This window comes from Pantoea sp. A4, assembly GCF_000295955.2.
Taxonomy (GTDB): domain Bacteria; phylum Pseudomonadota; class Gammaproteobacteria; order Enterobacterales; family Enterobacteriaceae; genus Pantoea; species Pantoea multigeneris.
Genome location: NZ_ALXE01000070.1, coordinates 79,075 through 96,773, shown reverse-complemented (window position 1 = coordinate 96,773; position 17,699 = coordinate 79,075). Strand labels below are relative to the sequence as shown.

The following is a 17,699-nucleotide window of genomic DNA, read 5'->3' as shown; positions in this document are numbered from 1 at the left end:
ACCGTAGCTTATTTGCTACGAGCTTCAATAACGGCCTGAGCGACGTTGTTCGGCGCATCATCGTACTTCAGGAACTCCATGGAGTAAGAAGCACGGCCTTTAGTCAGAGAACGCAGCTGAGTAGCATATCCGAACATTTCAGACAGCGGAACTTCAGCGTGAATCTCAACGCCAGTAGCGTTAGATTCCTGACCTTTCAGCATACCACGACGGCGGCTAAGGTCACCGATGACGTCACCAGTGTTCTCTTCTGGAGTTTCTACTTCAACCTTCATGATAGGTTCAAGCAGTACTGGAGTTGCTTTCTTAAAGCCGTCTTTAAACGCAATAGAAGCAGCCAGTTTAAACGCCAGTTCTGAGGAGTCAACGTCATGGTATGAACCGAAGTGCAGACGAACACCCAGATCTACTACCGGATAACCGGCCAGTGGACCAGATTTCAGCTGCTCCTGGATACCTTTGTCAACCGCAGGGATGTATTCACCAGGAATCACACCACCTTTGATGTCGTTGACGAATTCGTAACCTTTAGGGTTAGAACCCGGCTCCAGTGGGTACATGTCGATAACAACATGACCATACTGACCACGACCACCAGACTGCTTGGCGTGTTTACCTTCGATATCAGTAACTTTGTTACGGATAGCTTCACGGTAAGCAACCTGAGGTTTACCGACGTTCGCTTCAACGTTGAATTCACGCTTCATGCGGTCAACGATGATGTCGAGGTGCAGTTCACCCATACCAGCGATGATAGTCTGGTTAGATTCTTCGTCAGTCCATACGCGGAATGACGGGTCTTCTTTCGCCAGACGACCCAGAGCCAGACCCATTTTTTCCTGGTCAGCTTTGGTTTTCGGCTCAACGGCGATAGAGATAACCGGCTCTGGGAATTCCATGCGCTCAAGGATGATGACGTTATCTGGGTCACACAGGGTGTCACCAGTGGTCACATCTTTCAGGCCGATCGCAGCTGCGATGTCGCCCGCACGAACTTCTTTGATCTCTTCACGCTTGTTAGCGTGCATCTGAACGATACGGCCCAGACGCTCACGGTTTGACTTAACCGGGTTGTACACGGTGTCACCAGTGTTAACAACACCAGAGTAAACGCGGAAGAAGGTCAGGTTACCAACAAACGGGTCGGTTGCGATTTTGAACGCCAGCGCAGCAAACGGCTCGCTGTCGTCTGAGTGACGAACAGCCGGAGTGTCTTTACCGTCGTCCAGCATACCGTTAATCGCGGTAACGTCAGTCGGTGCTGGCAGATATTCAACAACTGCATCCAGCATCGCCTGAACACCTTTGTTCTTAAATGCAGAACCACAGGTTACCAGGATGATTTCGTTGTTCAGAACACGCTTACGCAGAGATGTTTTGATCTCTTCTTCAGTCAGTTCTTCACCACCGAAGAATTTCTCCATCAGCTCATCAGAGCCTTCAGCAGCGGCTTCGACCAGCTTCGCGCGCCATTCTTCAGCCAGTTCCTGCATATCAGCTGGGATATCTTCGTAGACGAAGGTTACACCTTGGTCTTCGTCGTTCCAGTTGATTGCTTTCATTTTCACCAGGTCAACAACACCGGTGAATTTCTCTTCTGCGCCGATAGCCAGCTGCAGAGGAACTGGAGTTGCACCCAGACGAACTTCCATCTGGTTAACAACTTTCAGGAAGTTAGCACCCATGCGGTCCATTTTGTTAACGAACGCGATGCGTGGAACTTTATATTTGTTAGCCTGACGCCATACGGTCTCAGACTGTGGCTGAACGCCACCAACTGCACAGTAAACCATTACCGCGCCATCAAGAACACGCATAGAACGTTCTACTTCGATGGTGAAGTCAACGTGTCCTGGGGTGTCGATGATGTTTACGTGGTGTGGTTCGAACTGCTTAGCCATACCAGACCAGTAACAGGTGGTTGCAGCGGAAGTGATGGTAATACCACGTTCCTGTTCCTGCTCCATCCAGTCCATGGTTGCTGCGCCGTCGTGTACTTCACCGATTTTGTGGTTTACACCGGTGTAGAACAGAACGCGTTCGGTAGTAGTAGTCTTACCGGCGTCGATGTGCGCACTGATACCGATGTTACGGTAGCGAGCAATGGGTGTTTTACGAGCCATTTTATTCCTCGGTTTTTCGGACGTTCAAAGTTAGTCGACCCCAGCGGGTTGGCTGTTTGAGCGCCCGCTGGTTGAACAACAACTACGTAACTGTTACCAGCGGTAGTGAGCGAACGCCTTGTTGGCTTCTGCCATACGGTGAACGTCTTCACGTTTCTTAACTGCGGTACCTTTATTGTCCGCAGCATCAGAAAGTTCGTTCGCCAGGCGCAGAGCCATTGATTTATCACCGCGTTTACGAGCAGCTTCAACGATCCAACGCATTGCCAGAGCATTACGACGAACCGGACGTACTTCAACTGGAACCTGATAAGTAGAACCACCAACGCGGCGAGATTTAACTTCCACGGTTGGGCGGACGTTGTCCAGGGCTACTTCAAATGCTTCCAGCTCGTTTTTACCAGAGCGCTGAGCCAGGGTCTCAAGAGCGGTATAAACGATTGATTCTGCAGTAGACTTCTTACCATCTACCATCAGGATATTTACAAATTTAGCCAGCAATTCTGATCCGAACTTAGGATCCGGCAGGATTTTACGCTGACCAATGACGCGACGACGTGGCATGGAAATACTCCGTTGTTAATTCAGGATTGTCCAAAACTCTACGAGTTAAGTTTGACATTTAGGTTAAAACGTTTGGCCTTACTTAACGGAGAACCATTAAGCCTTTGGCTTCTTCACACCATACTTGGAGCGAGCCTGCTTACGGTCTTTAACACCTGAGCAGTCCAGCGCGCCACGAACGGTGTGGTAACGCACACCTGGCAAGTCTTTAACACGACCGCCACGGATCAGGATCACTGAGTGTTCCTGCAGGTTGTGACCTTCACCACCGATGTAGGAGGTAACTTCAAAACCGTTGGTCAAACGCACACGGCAAACTTTACGCAGTGCGGAGTTTGGTTTTTTAGGGGTGGTGGTGTACACACGAGTACATACGCCACGTTTCTGCGGGCAAGCTTCCAGCGCAGGCACGTTGCTCTTTGCAACTTTGCGTACGCGTGGTTTGCGAACCAGCTGGTTAACTGTTGCCATTAAATAGCTCCTGGGTTTAGCTTTTGCTTCGTAAACACGTAATAAATCGCCTCGTAAGAGTACGAGGACGCAGAATTTTAGGGCTGAGTCAAAAGGGTGTCAAGAAATAACCAGGCTTTCCAGCATTACCAGGTCATTTGTTTTGGGTGACCAGCCGTTAATGCAACGAATCCAGTATAGTCGACCCGTTGCACTTCGGTTGAAATTTGAGCAATGAGACCGCGTGCGGTCACATCTTCCTGTAACACGTAGACAGTTGCTGCACTTGCAAGCAGACGTGCTAATGGCGCACTACCTTGCAGGGCAGCGGTCACGCCATCCTGTAGCAGGAGCAAATCATCACCCGGCTGTAGTAACAACAGCAGGCTATCAAGATCGCTCTGCCAGGGTGATTGCATCAGGGTATGTAGCATCTCGTGGCCTTAAAAGCGCAGAATTCGGTCATAGCTGTCGAGTTTAGCGCGTAACGCACTGGCGGCCAGCACTTCCGCTTCCAGCACCCGATCTGAGTCAGCAGAGAAGCCACGGGCCTGAAGAGACTCAAGACAAACATAGCACTGCTCAATGTCGTATAACGCCAATACGCCAAATGTCGCAATATAGTCACGTGCCAGAATGGTAGCAGGCTGTTGGCCTGGGATCAGCTGCAACACACCATCACCGATGAAAAACAGGCCTACATCTTCGCTCAGTGCAGCGGTAGCCAACACGGCGTCCAGCCCTTCCCGTCCGGCACTGCTGCCATGAGGTGCCTGAGTAAAGATAAATGCCACACGATTCATCAGAACTGTACCAGTCTATCGCAGCTTAAGGCGGCCTCAGCCAGTGCGCCCAAACCGCTAAACACAAAACCGGGCTGCAAGTTTGCACCCGCCAGATCCAGACGAGCGGCTTCTTGCTCATCCGTCACACCGCGACGCAGTGCTGCTGCGACACAGATGTTCAGGGCAACGCCCTGCTCCTGGTGCAACGCTTGCCACTCACGTACCAGATCCACTTCATCGCTGGCCGGCGCGGTGAGCTGATTCGCATTCAGCACCCCTTCGCGATAGAAAAATACGCTCTCCAGCTGATGCCCTGCTGCGAGTAAAGCACGTGCAAACAATAGCGCACTGCTGGCGTGCTGTGTGCCATAAGCCGGACCGGTAACCAACAAGGTATAGCGCATCACCTTAGCTACTCCTGGGCATCATCGCTTTTGAACTGGCGAATGTAGAGATAGACCGTATGTTTGGAGATATTCAGGCGGTCTGCAACCTGGTTGATCGCATCTTTGATATCAAAAATACCTTTTTCATACAGGTTAAGCACAATCTGCCGGTTCTTGGCATTGTTGGATACGCTGCGATCGCCGCTGACTTCTTCAATCGTGAACTCGAGAGTTTGTGTCACCAGGTCCTCTACCGAACTGGCAAAGTTAACGCTCGAATCAACCTGCTGCATTTCTGGTGGCATAAACGTGGACATAATCTGCGAGAAAGGCACATCAAGGTTCATATTGATACACAGCAGACCAATTACCCGCTGCTCGCGATTGCGAATGGCAATCGTCACTGACTTCATCAGCACGCCACTTTTCGCCCGAGTGAAGTAAGCGCGTGAGACGTTGCTGTCAGCACCGTGCATGTCGTGCAGCATTCGTAGTGCCAAATCAGTAATTGGCGAGCCGACTTTACGCCCGGTATGTTCACCATTGGCGATCCGTACCGCAGAGCATTTCAGGTCTTCCAGGGAGTGCAGGACAATTTCGCAATGCGAGCCGATCAGCATCGCTAGCCCATCGACGACTGCCTCATAAGACTTAAGAATATCAAAGTCACTGGCAGCAAACGGTCGTTGATCCAGCAAATCAAAATCGCCCGGTTCACCGGGATTAAACGGATTCGACATCAAGAAGATCACCCTAAATGGCTGGAGCCTGTCTCAGCGCAGGGCAGACTCATGATTCAGATAATTGTGCGGGCATTAGTCTGGCAAATGTCGTGCGCATATTCCAGAGCTTTATCAGGGAGAAGCAACGAAAAGGGGCTGGCTGGATGCACATCAAAATCACAAAGAGTGACAGGAGATCGTGATGGCTAGTCGAACATCTGGCAGGAAGAGAAATAACGGGGCAGTTAACCCTGCCCCGCTTGGCAGTTAGCCGGATAAGCAGCTAAAACAGCGCTCTGACTTACTGTGCTTTTTTATCCGCAGCAGCTGGAGCCTGAGTTTTTGCGTCAGCTTTTGGTGCTGGCTTGATGTCCAGCAGCTCAACTTCAAACACCAGAGTAGAGTTAGCTGGAATACCAGGAACGCCATTAGCGCCGTAGGCCAACTGTGGTGGAATTACCAGCTTGATTTTGCCGCCTTTCTTAACGTGCTTCAGGCCTTCGGTCCAGCCTGGGATCACGCCATCCAGACGGAATGACAGTGGCTCACCACGGGTGTAAGAGTTATCAAACTCAGTACCGTCAGTCAGAGTACCTTTGTAGTTCACAACTACAGTGTCACTGTCTTTCGGTGCTTCACCAGTACCTTCTTTCTCTACCTGGTACAGCAAACCGCTTTCGGTTTTCTTCACGCCTTTTTCTTTAGCGAACTTGGCTGCATATGCTGCGCCTTTGTCTGCGTTCTCTTTAGCGTCTTTTTCCTGCTTAGCCTGAGCTGCGCCTTTTACGCGGGCTTCGAAGGCTTGCAGAGTCTGTTCGATCTCTTCATCAGAGAGTTTGCTCTTACCACCGAAAGCATCCTGTACACCAGCGATCAGCTGCTGTTTATCCAGAGTGATGCCCAGTTTTTCCTGTTCCTTCAGTGAGTTGTCCATGTAGCGACCCAATGAAGCACCCAGTGCATAGGCAGATTGCTGATCTTCATTTTTGAAAGCAGCATTCTTTGGTGCCTGTGGCGCAGCCGCCGCAGCTGGCGCATCCGCAGTAGGGGTTGCAGTGGCTTCTGCCGCTGTAGCCAGCGATGCGTTCATCGCTACCGCCAGGGTGGTCGCTAACAATGTGACTTTAAACAGTGATTTCATCCTTTCTCCAAAACCGAAGCCTGTGACCTCGGGAATCATTGCGGAACCTGAGGCCCACACTATAACGGTACGCGGCAGTGGCGAACACTCCCGCAGGGTAATTACCTGGTTAACCTCCGACCTTTTTTGCATCAGGAAGTTTCACCAGAGATGATAACGTAAGGCACGTTTTTCAAGCCCTCCAGGCCAACGCCTGCATAAAAACCAGATGAATCTGTGCTGGAAGACTGCGTACAATCGCACTCATGTCGTAAGTGAGACACCTGATACGAGGAGAAGTCATGCAACAACCAGAGTGGGAGCAGCGTCTGGAAGCGCTGGAGAGTAAGTTAGCCTTTCAGGAGTTGACCATCGATCAACTCAATAACACGGTAGTGCAACACGAACTGGAAATGAGCCGTATGCGTGAGCAGATGCGTTTGCTGCTGGAAAAAGTAAAATCGACGGCACCGTCGATGATTGCTTCTCAGTCAGAAGAGACACCACCGCCACACTACTGATTCAACCCGCCTACTAAGCTGAACACATTTTTAGCGGTTCAGCTTATTTAGCACTTACACCGCCTTGTTCTGTTTTATATTCCAGCCAGATTGTGTTTCTGCGCCTTTACCGCCGGACGTGGTCTGCTCCCAGTAACTCTGTTTTACCTATTCAGCCTGAAACTGATAGCTGATTTTAGGGCTATCGCTATTATGAAACGCGTTATGCATCACATGCGTGAGCATGGCATTTTCCAGCGTAATACGATAATACTCCATCTGCTGCCCTCCAGCCTTACACAGAGAAAGCTCTACCTTGGGAATATGTTTCCCGCTGGATAAAAAGTGGGAAATGGCAGGCGTGGCCTTATCTAAATTAGCGATTACCGTTAGATCTTTATATTGCACCTTTCCCACCCCGCCACCACTTCCTAGCGCTAAATTGGTTGACTGCACAGCACCCCAACTATAAGACTCAATATCAACCCAGCCTTTATGTTTGTCATTTTGCGACTCGCCTTGAATTCCATCAATGCGCAAAAACATGTCCATGATCACAATAACTCCTTAGGATTTTCACAGCGATATTTAAACAATGAGAGATCATTCAACTGAAATAAAAAGATAGCTATACATAGAAACTCATTTATGGTTTTCTTCTGCGGCCCCAATATCCACAAGGAAAAATCATGGACAATTACTGGCAGCAGAATCGATTATCCAGTTATTATCGCACTATGGCAAATGCAGAAGCGAAAGAGTTGAGCCGCGTCGCAAATAGCGCATCACTGATGCATCTTAAAGACGGATTTTTACGGATGCAGTTTCAGGATGAGATCAGCTTATTTATACGAGAACAATTAAATAAACTCAGTTACGCGAAAACCGAAGATGAGTTCCAGGCGTGCTTAAATAAATTAAAATCCGAGAAGGAAAATTTACAAGCAGAAGACAGGATGCTTACATCGGGTGAGGCTAAATTAACGGCATCTGTAAAAGTCGTTGCAACCGAGGAAGGATTCAGCTTTACAATCAATGCAGTAGGTGTTGTTGTCGGATTAGGGCAAGCAATAGTTGGAATGGGGTTATTATTTACTCTAGCGACCCCTGCCGGTGTTGTTGGCGCTGCATACGGCGCTTTACTCGTCATGCATGGCATAAATGATGCCTATGAATCGTATAGAAATATTAGAAATAAACGTAGTGACTCTCGCGGATTCTTAAAGGATAGCTATATGAAATCAGCCAACTTTCTAGGATTTGATGAGCGTATAGGGGAGTTAGCTTATCACGGAGCCACAATGGGCCTCTCATGGTATGGCATGACCAGACTCGTACTAAGACCAGGAACCCTCAGTCTGTTTAATCATATGCCCTCAGACTATGTCAGGCACCTATCTTTAATGTCAAAAGTAGATTTTGGCGGAGAGTTGTTTACAAACCTTATCGCTGCCAAAGGATTGTATGACGGTTTCAATCATGCTGCTTCAAACGAAAACGAAATGCCTTCAATGCCAACCTCGCCATAGGATAAAAGTAAAATACAGGCCCTATGGTAAGCAATGTCAAAACCCAAGGAATTAGAGAGCTCACGTCATTTAAAATATCAAGAATTACGACAATGAAAACAATCACTTGCAGAACGATGAGTATCATGTACCTATAGGAAAATGCATCAATTATAGAAGAGTAAGTCATATACCTCTTGCCTAGATATTGCCTTAACACGGCAATATCTTTCCCACTAAAACCGTTATCCAACAATTTTTTCTCATACTCAAATGCATTCACGCTACACACCTCATACAAAATTCCTTCTCACCAACCATGAGATAAAAAATGCCAGCACTATAGTCCGTTAGCCATTGGCACATAGCACCATTAACCACCCGTACCTTATACAAGACCAAACCCGATATCAAAGTTTGTTATTGTTTAATGGTCACAATTATGATCCACCCCATAAAAAAGAGTAAACAATGCCTAATAGACAGAAAAATCTCACCCCCGAAGTGAATAAACCGCAGAAAACTCTACAGAGTGAGATAAGATCCACCCGGTTTAAGCGCGCTCTCTGTTTTCTTTACGGCATTGCGAGCAGCCTGAAAATATTACTCGAATACGTAACAGGTCAACCCGTCTCTTTATATACGCTATTTAGCTTGGTACTGACGATTAGTGTGGTGTTATACGGTTTTTATCTTTCATCAACCTATAAATATCTGTTAGATGAACAGTTAGCTAATCAGCAGGAGAAAAAAACCGATCCTGAACACGACAAAGCGGAGGGTAGACAGTCAGTCAACTGACTGACTGTAAAGCGGAATCACACGGTGGTTGGATGATGTTGTGCGCCGCCACAAGACGGCGGCGCACTCTGCTACCAGCGGAAATACTTGTTGGTTGAGTGGTAGATCACCCGGTTACTGTTGCTGATATCACTGCCATAGCGGTCGTGTAACGCGAGGTAGATGGCACCTACCGAAAGCAGCCCAAGAAAAATCAGCATCGGCACTTTCTGCGGCAGCCGATAGTTTCCGTTAAACGCATAGGCCAGCACCACGGTGGGAATAAAGAAATAACGCCCCTGAACGCCAACGATCTCCTGCGTGGGGAAAGGTGACCATTGAGCCAGCATCGCCAGGTAGATCAGGATCACCGAAGAGAGCGCAACGACAATCAGCAACACCCCACTACTGCGCTGAGCAATTAACTTCCCTTTAAAGACGGTCACCACCAACGCCAGCGCAAAAATCAACGCGAAAATCACAATCAGCGAGACACGCACCGGCGCATCCAACGCACCGAGAATGCCAATAAAGCTGATGAAGATCATCGCCATGGATTTTATATTGGCAAAGGTGTGCAAGAAGATTGTCGCCACTTGCAGCGGATGTTGGATGTAGTACTTAATCATGGCCGGTGCTTCAATCCCCGGATGCAGCGTGACCAGGGTGTTATGGGTATTTTTCAGGGTATACAGCGTCCAGGCCAGTGCAATCAGCGTGATTAGAACGGTCGCCACCAGGTGGATAGCACGCCGTTGTCGCCACCACAGCCACAGCGGCAGCAGGACCATGGGAAGCAGGTTGATTTTGCTACACAACAGCAGCGTTAGCGCCACGCTGAGCAGGAGTAGATAACGCCCACTCAATGGTTTCTCAGTATTGCTGTTAAGCCGCATAAAGCAGGACATCGCCAGCAGAGCAAGGCTCAACCCCAGTCCATCAATCGTGGGTGAAAATAGCTGATACAGTGACATCGGCAGTAACACTACGACCCACGCCAGCGGTGGGATCGGATAGATGCGCCACGCCCACACAATCAACGCCAGAGAAACGGTAAAAGTAAAAATGGCCGCGAGTTGATAGGTATACCAGAAGTTTAGCCCGGAGAGTTCACCGATCTTCAACGCAATAGCTGCCGGTGCATAGAATAGCGGCAAGTAATAAGAGACATTAGGCATCGCATGGAATGCGGTGCTGCCGGTGAAGGTGACCTGCTTGAGCTGTGCGATGTAATCAGTGAAATTTTGTGGCTGGTAAGTATCAGCGATCTCACTGTACAAACTGTTCGCCTTGTCAGCACCCTGATCAATGCTGCCACCGGTGTTCGGTTCGCCATTCAGTACCCACTCGCCTTGTGCCAGTGCAGCGCTACGTGAAAAGTGGTTAATTTCATCGGGAGAACTTAAGGGCGGTTTTGCCAGCGAAATAAGAAAAAACAGCAGGTAAACGACGATAATCGCCAGCAGTCCACGTAGCGGTGAAAAAGTCTGGGTCATGTTATATCCCTTTTAACTGACGGCAATACGCTTATAGATAAAGGTTCTGGACATGAAGAAGTTTGAGAACATCCCGGCAATACTGCCTACTGCCACCGCAATAACGGGCCAACTGTGCGCCAGAGAGAAGTAATTTATGACTATCATGTAGCAGCCAATATTAATCACGCCACCAAGACACATAAACAGAAAATAGAGCAGAAACTCTTTACTGCGCCGCTGTGAAACCTGTGCCTGAGCAAAGGTAAATGCGCGATTAAGCAGCCAGGTCGCGATCACCGCACAGATAAACGAAATCACTCTGGCGTAATACAGCCCTAACGCCCCTTTCAGCAGGTAAAGCACGCCGGTATCGACCACAAATCCGACGACGCCAACCACGCCAAATTTAAACGCCTCCAGCAGCAGTTGCTTCATCAGAAGTCACGATTCGAAGTTGATAAGTAGAACAGACGCTTGTTCTCCTGACGCCCAATGGTGACGTTATCCAGAATCAGTCCACACGCCAGCGATAAGAACCCTGCCAGCATTAACACCGCCGAAAGCACTGCGGTGGGCAGACGCGGTACCAGGCCGGTACTAAAGTATTGTGCCAATACGGGTAGAAACAGCCCCAGTGAGACGATAAAGAACAGCAGGGAAATCATGCCGAAGAAGAACAGCGGCTTTTCGCGCATGAACAGTCGAATAATTGTGGCAAGGATACGCACTCCGTCTTTATAGGTGGAGAGCTTGCTTTCCGAACCTTCGGGACGTTCGCCGTAAACCGTGGTCACTTCACCATAGGGCATACGCAGTTCCAGCGCATGTACCGTCAGCTCAGTTTCCGTTTCGAAACCACGCGCCAGCGCCGGGAAAGACTTTGCATAACGACGGGTAAATGCACGATAACCAGAGAGCATATCCGTGAAGCGTCCCCCAAAAATCCTGGTCACGCTGGTGGTAAGGAGCTTATTACCAAACTGGTGCCCTGGCCGATAGGCCTTTTCGGCAATCTCGGCGGCAACCCGACGACAGCCAACCACCATATCGAGGCGGTCATCTATCAACTTGTCCACCAGCTTGTGGATCGCACGCGCTTCATAGGTGGCATCACCATCGACCATCACGTAAACATCGGCATTAACCTCAGCAAACATGCGACGCACAACATTGCCTTTGCCTTTCTCGTTAACCGCAATCACCGTGGCACCGGCCGCCTGGGCCTGCTCACGAGTGTTATCGGTTGAGAGATTATCAAATACCCAGATATCCAGCTCCGGCATGGCCGTTCTGAATTCACTAACTACTTGATAGATAGTGGTTGCCTCATTATGACAAGGCACCACTAAAGCAACATGTTTACCACGATAGCGAACATGTTCCTGAATCAGTTCTTCGCTGGCTAAATCAGCGGACACGAGTTTATTTACAGTGAGCATTTAATATCCCTGTACAGGCTAAACTACGTTAATTTTTTGGCGTTCAGTTCTGGAGCAGTGCAAGGAAGTTAAAAACATTTTGTGCGGATCGTCAATAAACTCGCTTTTTTACCGGTCTTTTTAGGAGATTTCGAGTAAATGAATATCAAAAAATAAGAACAAGCTTGCAAGGTAAAATGTAAAAACCAGCTTTATCCTGGCCGATGTAACAATAATAGACTGATATATGAAAAACACACTCAGGATTGAGAATAAAAAAATAATAGAATATTTAATAGATTGTCACAATATCGTCAGAAAATAAAAAATCCCGGCACAATGTCCGGGATTTCAGGCAGCTACGCTAAATAAGCGTGGTGCGAAGGTACTGTATTAGTGGCTGCAGCCACAACCGCCGGTACCACAACCGCCTTGACCGTGGTCATGGTCGTGATCGTGGTCGTGATGATGGCCGTCAGCACCGTGAACGTGGCCGTGAGCCAGTTCTTCAGCCGTGGCTTCACGGATCGCGACAACTTCAACGTTGAAGTTCAGGTCCTGACCCGCCAGCATGTGGTTGCCATCGACAACAACGTGCTCATCTTCCACTTCGGTGATTTCTACTGGAACTGGACCCTGATCGGTTTCCGCCAGGAAACGCATGCCCACTTGCAGTTCATCTACACCCATGAAGACATCTTTTGGTACGCGCTGTACCAGGTTGTCATCATACTGGCCGTAAGCGTCGTTTGCAGTGATATGCACGTCAAACTTATCGCCTACTACATGATTTTCCAGCGCTTTTTCCAGACCAGAAATCAGGGAACCATGACCGTGCAGATAATCCAGCGGTGCACTCACCGGAGACTCATCAACCAACACACCGTCTTCTGTACGTACCTGATAGGCCAGGCTTACTACCAGGTCTTTTGCTACTTTCATGATATCTCCTAACCGTTGAGAACCGATAACCCCGCCTCATTGGTCTATTTTTGCGTGCAATAACACCAACCAGAAAGGTTCGAAACTGAGGAACAGCGCCTCGCCACCTCAGCGTAATGGCGCCGATTGTAGCGGAATTCAATCCCGCTGTAAGTTTAAGCTTAAAAAAAGGTGCGGGATTCCGCTACTCAGGATGGAAAATGCCAATAACCTGCTCGTTTTCCCGAACCTGGCTTTTCGCCTGTTTGTCCGCTTCACGCATCTGGTGGCCGCACTTAACACACTCAACCACATCGACATTATTTTCACGCCACAGTGCCAGAGTATCTTTCTGCTGACACTGCGGGCATACCGCACCGGCAATAAAACGTTTACGCATTTTGCTCTGTCCGAAAGGGTGACCTGCTATCTTGCGATAGCAGGATCTGTACATTACTCATCGTCCCAGCCATCAAGCTGGCGTTTTTCGTGCTGCATTTCCCGCTGGAAGATATCCTCCAGCTCGCGTCTTGCCTCACGCACACGCGAGACTTGAACGCTGTCGCCATGATTTGGCACCAGTTCACGCAGCATACGCATATCCAGGCGGCGGAAGTGCAGCTGTGCCCGCTGCGCCTGATGTGGGTGCATACCCAGAGAAATAAGTGCTTTACGGCCCAGCTCCAGCGCACTGGAGAAGGTTTCACGCGTGAACTGCTGAACACCGGCCTGCAGAAGCTCATGCGCCTCCACACGACCACGCGCCCGCGCCATGATCTGCAACTGTGGGAAATGCTGTTGGCACAGATGCACGATGTTCATGGTGTCTTCCGGCTCATTACAGGTGATCACGATGGACTGGGCGGTTGCAGCGCCCGCTGCCCGCAGCAATTCTAGTTCAGTCGCGTCCCCATAATAGACCTTATAGCCGTACTTGCGCATCAGGCTAACCGCACTGATGTCACGTTCCAGTACGGTAATACGGGTATTATTCGCCATGAGCAAGCGCCCAACGACCTGACCGAAACGGCCAAAGCCGACCACAATCACCTGCGGCGCATCATCTTCCACATAGTGTTTCTCATCGCTGTCTTCCGTTTCATTGAAGCGGCGCGCCAAAATGCGATCGATGCCCTGCATGACCAGCGGCGTGGTCATCATTGAGAGCGTGACGGTGACTAACAGCAGCGGGAGTTGGTCACCGGTAAACAACTTGACCGAAGAGGCAGCAGAGAACAGGACAAAGGCAAACTCGCCCCCCTGACTCAGCACCCCGGCAAACTGCAAACGTTCAGAGCTGCGCATGCCATAAATGCGTGCAAGGACGTACAGCACCAGCGTTTTCACTACGACCAGCAGCAGCACACCCACCAGGATTTCCACGATGTGGGTATAGAGCACGCCCAGGTTTAGCGCCATACCAACCGAGATAAAGAACAAGCCAAGCAGCAGGCCTTTAAACGGCTCAATCGCAACTTCCAGCTCATGGCGGTATTCGCTTTCCGCCAGCAGGATGCCTGCGATGAAGGTTCCCAACGCCATGGAAAGCCCGAGAGTGTCCATAAACAGCGCCGAACCCAATACCAGCAGCAGTGCGGCTGCTGTGAAGACTTCACGCACGCCAGAAGCGGCGATGTAGCGCAGGATGGGACGTAACAGATAGCGCCCTCCCACCAACATGCCGGCAAAGGCCAGCACTTTCATCCCCAGTTTCATCCAGTCGAACTGGCCGTTGTCTCCACCTGCCAGCAGCGGCACCAGCGCCAATGCGGGAATCACGGCCAAATCCTGGAACAACAGTACCGAGAAGCCAAGCTGGCCCGATTCACTGCGGTTCATGCCTTTGTCGCGCATCAGTTGCAGCGCCATCGCCGTCGAGGACATTGCCAGTCCGATACCGCCAATCACCGCGGCCTGCCAGGCAAAATGGCTGAGCCAGAGAATCACCCCAAGCAGCGCTGCCGAAATGATCACCTGCGCGGCACCCACGCCAAAAATAGAACGTCTTAGTGCCCAAAGCTTCGAGGGGTTAAGTTCCAGTCCGATGATAAACATCAGGAACACCACGCCAAGCTCGGAGAAGTGCAGGATCTCTTCTACATCACTGATAAAGCCCAGCCCCCAAGGACCGATAGCGATGCCCGCCAGCAGATAGCCCAGTACGGCGCCAATCCCCAGGCGCGCTGCCACTGGCACAATCAGAACCGCAGCAACCAGATAGATCACCCCGGCCGTGAGTAACGTTTGTCCTTCCATTACACGCCTCCCTGTGGCAGTGGAGATGAGAGCCAGTCGCCATAGGCGCTCGCAAAGTTTTTCATGACTTCCGGCTGCTGTCGCCGTGCCCAGTAGATCACCATCGGCGTCATCCAGTGCATACGACACATCTGCGCGGTAAGTTCAAACGGGCGCATAACTTCCGTCATCGGGTAGCGATTCAGGCCATCCTGATGATAAGCCGTTTCCGGCTCCCCGGTCGTGATGACGCTGCGCCAGTATTTGCCCGCCAGCGCATTCCCGTCAGTGCCGCTGGCAAAGCCGCGCGACAAGACGCGATCCAGCCACTCTTTGAGCAAAGCCGGGCAGCTGTAGGTATAGAGCGGGTGCTGAAACACAATAATGTCATGCTCACGCAGCAGCTGTTGTTCATGGTGAACATCAATAAAGAAGTCGGGATAGTGTGCATAGAGATCGTGCACAGTAACGTGCTCCAGTCCCATTGCCGGTTGCAGCAAAACCCGATTTGCAATCGAATCCTGTGATTCCGGATGGGCGTAAAGCAGCAGGATTTTTGGTGGCTGCGGCATAGCTTCCCCTTCCAGGGCGTCGTCATGGCGTGACTTTTCCGCTACCATGCTCGACGCAGTATTTATCTGTACCCCAATAGTTCACGCTGCAGGAAAGCGGCGAGGCAGCAAATCCCTGAAAGAGTCGGGATTAAGTAAAGCAAGCCAACGCGCCCGGAGCGTGATTTCTGGCGGGTATTATTATGGTGCGTGTAAATTAACATATTCTGACTATGCGGCGCTTATGATTGTCTTCTCCTCGTTACAAATTCGCCGTGGCACTCGCGTCCTGCTCGATAACGCCTCCGCCACGATCAATCCAGGGCAAAAAGTTGGCCTGGTCGGTAAAAATGGCTGCGGTAAATCGACGCTGCTGGCCTTGCTTAAAAATGAAATCAGCAGTGATGCCGGTAGTTTCTCTTTTCCTGCTAACTGGGCATTGGCCTGGGTTAACCAGGAGACGCCAGCGCTGAGTAAAGCTGCGCTAGAGTATGTTATCGACGGCGATCGCGAATTTCGTCAGCTGGAATCCGAATTAGCCCACGCAAATGCAGAAAATAATGGCAATGCCATCGCCCTGCTGCACGGTAAGCTGGAGGCCATTCAGGCGTGGAGTATTCATGCTCGCGCCTCCAGCCTGTTACACGGTCTGGGTTTCAGTAATGAGCAACTCCAACGCCCGGTAAGCGATTTTTCCGGTGGCTGGCGTATGCGTCTGAACCTGGCACAAGCCCTGATTTGCCGTTCAGATTTGCTGCTGCTTGATGAACCGACGAACCACCTCGATCTCGATGCCGTTATCTGGCTGGAGCGCTGGCTGAATAACTACACCGGCACGCTGATTCTGATTTCCCACGATCGCGATTTTCTCGATCCGGTTGTCGATAAGATTCTACATATCGAACAGCAAACGATGGTTGAATACACGGGCAATTACAGTTCATTTGAACGTCAGCGTGTCGCAAAACTGGCCCAGCAGCAGGCATTGTTTGCCCAGCAGCAGGAGAAGGTGGCGCATCTCCAGAGTTATATCGACCGTTTCCGCGCCAAGGCGTCAAAAGCGAAACAGGCACAAAGCCGCATCAAGATGCTGGAGCGGATGGAGTTGATTGCGCCAGCTCACGTAGATAATCCGTTTAGTTTTAGTTTCCGCGCCCCAGAGAGTTTACCCAGCCCATTGCTGAAGATGGAGAAGGTGACCGCCGGTTATGGCGAGCGAATTATTCTTGATGCCATTAAGCTGAATTTGGTGCCAGGTTCGCGCATTGGTCTGTTAGGCCGTAACGGCGCAGGTAAATCGACGCTGATCAAACTGTTAGCGGGAGAGCTGGCTCCGCTCAAAGGTGAGACGGGTCTGGCAAAAGGCATTAAGCTCGGCTACTTCGCTCAGCATCAGCTTGAGTTTTTACGTGCTGATGAAACACCGTTGCAGCATCTTGCCCGTATTGCGCCGAAGGTTCTGGAGCAGCAGCTGCGCGATTACCTCGGCGGTTTTGGCTTCCAGTCCGATAAAGTCAATGAAGTGACCGAGCGTTTTTCCGGCGGTGAGAAGGCCCGCCTGGTGCTGGCATTGATCGTCTGGCAGCGGCCAAACCTGCTGTTACTGGATGAACCGACCAACCACCTCGATCTGGATATGCGTCAGGCACTGACCGAAGCGTTGATTGATTTCGAAGGCGCTCTGGTTGTGGTCTCGCACGATCGTCATCTGTTGCGTGCCACCACCGACGACTTGTATCTAGTGCATGATGGTAAGGTCGATATGTTCGAGGGCGATCTGGAGGATTATCAGCAGTGGCTGAGCGATCTGCAGAAGCAGCAGGCGCAACAGGATGCTGCCCCACGCCAGGATAACGCCAATAGCGCTCAGGCACGTAAAGATCAGAAACGCCGTGATGCCGAGTTACGCGCGCAGACTCAGCCGTTGCGCAAAGAGATCGAGAAGCTGGAGAAGCAGATGGCAAAATGGCAGAGCCAGTTGAATGATGCCGAGCAGCAGCTTTCTGACAGCGCCATTTATGAGCAAGCGCGCAAAGCCGATCTCGCGCAGGCGTTACAGCTTCAGGCCAGTGCCAAATCGTCTCTGGAAGAGACTGAAATGGCATGGCTGGATGCGCAAGAACAGCTCGAAGCCATGCTGGCTGCGGAGTGATGCTTT

At 50.5% G+C, this 17,699-nt stretch carries 19 protein-coding genes and 1 pseudogene; 4 read left to right on the top strand and 16 right to left on the bottom strand.

All coding sequences use genetic code 11. The features are described 5' to 3' along the window. Window positions 1-8 precede the first annotated feature (8 nt). The 8 genes from fusA to fkpA all read right to left on the bottom strand — a co-directional run bounded on the left by fusA (window position 9) and on the right by fkpA (window position 6,171). Window positions 9-2,123, bottom strand: coding sequence for an elongation factor G (gene fusA / locus B880_RS0124260; protein WP_017350060.1), 2,115 nt, complete (start codon window positions 2,121-2,123; stop codon window positions 9-11). A 93-nt stretch (window positions 2,124-2,216) separates the two neighbouring features. Next, window positions 2,217-2,687: a 30S ribosomal protein S7 gene (gene rpsG, locus B880_RS0124255; protein WP_017350059.1), complete on the bottom strand. Its 471-nt coding sequence runs from the start codon at window positions 2,685-2,687 to the stop codon at window positions 2,217-2,219. 96 nt (window positions 2,688-2,783) lie between these two features. Beyond that, window positions 2,784-3,158: a 30S ribosomal protein S12 gene (rpsL, locus tag B880_RS0124250; protein WP_003852912.1), complete on the bottom strand. Its 375-nt coding sequence runs from the start codon at window positions 3,156-3,158 to the stop codon at window positions 2,784-2,786. A gap of 125 nt (window positions 3,159-3,283) precedes the next feature. Then, window positions 3,284-3,571: a sulfurtransferase complex subunit TusB gene (tusB, locus tag B880_RS0124245; protein ID WP_017350058.1), complete on the bottom strand. Its 288-nt coding sequence runs from the start codon at window positions 3,569-3,571 to the stop codon at window positions 3,284-3,286. Window positions 3,572-3,580: 9 nt separating this feature from the next. Beyond that, window positions 3,581-3,940 (bottom strand): sulfurtransferase complex subunit TusC, encoded by a 360-nt coding sequence (tusC, locus tag B880_RS0124240; RefSeq protein ID WP_017350057.1) that lies wholly within the window; start codon window positions 3,938-3,940, stop codon window positions 3,581-3,583. Beyond that, window positions 3,940-4,326, bottom strand: a complete 387-nt coding sequence (tusD, locus tag B880_RS0124235; protein WP_017350056.1) for a sulfurtransferase complex subunit TusD — start codon at window positions 4,324-4,326, stop codon at window positions 3,940-3,942. Before tusD ends, tusC begins: the two co-directional genes overlap by 1 nt. 8 nt (window positions 4,327-4,334) lie before the next feature. Next, window positions 4,335-5,048, bottom strand: coding sequence for a helix-turn-helix transcriptional regulator (locus B880_RS0124230; RefSeq protein ID WP_017350055.1), 714 nt, complete (start codon window positions 5,046-5,048; stop codon window positions 4,335-4,337). A 283-nt stretch (window positions 5,049-5,331) separates the two neighbouring features. Next, window positions 5,332-6,171: an FKBP-type peptidyl-prolyl cis-trans isomerase gene (gene fkpA, locus B880_RS0124225; protein WP_026042890.1), complete on the bottom strand. Its 840-nt coding sequence runs from the start codon at window positions 6,169-6,171 to the stop codon at window positions 5,332-5,334. Between the two features lie 281 nt (window positions 6,172-6,452). Between fkpA and B880_RS0124220 the strand changes: the two genes are divergently transcribed. Next, window positions 6,453-6,671, top strand: coding sequence for a SlyX family protein (locus tag B880_RS0124220; protein WP_017350052.1), 219 nt, complete (start codon window positions 6,453-6,455; stop codon window positions 6,669-6,671). A 54-nt stretch (window positions 6,672-6,725) separates the two neighbouring features. On the opposite strand, the pseudogene B880_RS25550 reads toward B880_RS0124220, so the two are convergent. Further along, window positions 6,726-7,202 (bottom strand): annotated as a pseudogene (locus B880_RS25550) (Hcp family type VI secretion system effector). 137 nt (window positions 7,203-7,339) lie between these two features. On the opposite strand from B880_RS25550, the gene B880_RS0124210 reads away from it, so the two are divergent. Then, on the top strand, window positions 7,340-8,179 hold the full coding sequence (locus tag B880_RS0124210) for a DUF4225 domain-containing protein (RefSeq protein ID WP_017350050.1): 840 nt from the start codon (window positions 7,340-7,342) through the stop codon (window positions 8,177-8,179). A 450-nt stretch (window positions 8,180-8,629) separates the two neighbouring features. Continuing rightward, window positions 8,630-8,959 carry a hypothetical protein gene (locus B880_RS0124205; protein WP_017350049.1) on the top strand — a complete coding sequence of 110 codons (330 nt, stop codon included), beginning with the start codon at window positions 8,630-8,632 and terminating at the stop codon, window positions 8,957-8,959. Window positions 8,960-9,030: 71 nt separating this feature from the next. On the opposite strand, the gene B880_RS0124200 is transcribed toward B880_RS0124205, so the two are convergent. From B880_RS0124200 to kefG, 7 genes are all read right to left on the bottom strand, one after another. Then, window positions 9,031-10,434 carry a DUF2142 domain-containing protein gene (locus B880_RS0124200; protein ID WP_017350048.1) on the bottom strand — a complete coding sequence of 468 codons (1,404 nt, stop codon included), beginning with the start codon at window positions 10,432-10,434 and terminating at the stop codon, window positions 9,031-9,033. 12 nt (window positions 10,435-10,446) lie between these two features. After that, window positions 10,447-10,851 carry a GtrA family protein gene (locus B880_RS0124195; protein ID WP_017350047.1) on the bottom strand — a complete coding sequence of 135 codons (405 nt, stop codon included), beginning with the start codon at window positions 10,849-10,851 and terminating at the stop codon, window positions 10,447-10,449. Continuing rightward, entirely contained in the window at window positions 10,851-11,855 is a 1,005-nt protein-coding gene (locus tag B880_RS0124190) for a glycosyltransferase (protein ID WP_017350046.1), read from the bottom strand. The genes B880_RS0124195 and B880_RS0124190 overlap by 1 nt, the downstream gene beginning before the upstream one ends. 372 nt (window positions 11,856-12,227) lie before the next feature. Further along, window positions 12,228-12,776 carry a peptidylprolyl isomerase gene (gene slyD / locus B880_RS0124185; protein ID WP_017350045.1) on the bottom strand — a complete coding sequence of 183 codons (549 nt, stop codon included), beginning with the start codon at window positions 12,774-12,776 and terminating at the stop codon, window positions 12,228-12,230. Between the two features lie 184 nt (window positions 12,777-12,960). Continuing rightward, window positions 12,961-13,155, bottom strand: coding sequence for a YheV family putative zinc ribbon protein (locus B880_RS0124180; RefSeq protein ID WP_026042888.1), 195 nt, complete (start codon window positions 13,153-13,155; stop codon window positions 12,961-12,963). A gap of 53 nt (window positions 13,156-13,208) precedes the next feature. Beyond that, window positions 13,209-15,011: a glutathione-regulated potassium-efflux system protein KefB gene (kefB, locus tag B880_RS0124175; RefSeq protein ID WP_017350043.1), complete on the bottom strand. Its 1,803-nt coding sequence runs from the start codon at window positions 15,009-15,011 to the stop codon at window positions 13,209-13,211. Further along, window positions 15,011-15,562, bottom strand: a complete 552-nt coding sequence (gene kefG / locus B880_RS0124170; protein WP_017350042.1) for a glutathione-regulated potassium-efflux system ancillary protein KefG — start codon at window positions 15,560-15,562, stop codon at window positions 15,011-15,013. Before kefG ends, kefB begins: the two co-directional genes overlap by 1 nt. 223 nt (window positions 15,563-15,785) lie before the next feature. Between kefG and B880_RS0124165 the strand changes: the two genes are divergently transcribed. Beyond that, the gene (locus tag B880_RS0124165; RefSeq protein WP_026042887.1) at window positions 15,786-17,693 is read left to right on the top strand and encodes an ABC transporter ATP-binding protein; all 1,908 of its coding nucleotides are present in this window, start codon (window positions 15,786-15,788) and stop codon (window positions 17,691-17,693) included. Window positions 17,694-17,699: the final 6 nt, after the last annotated feature.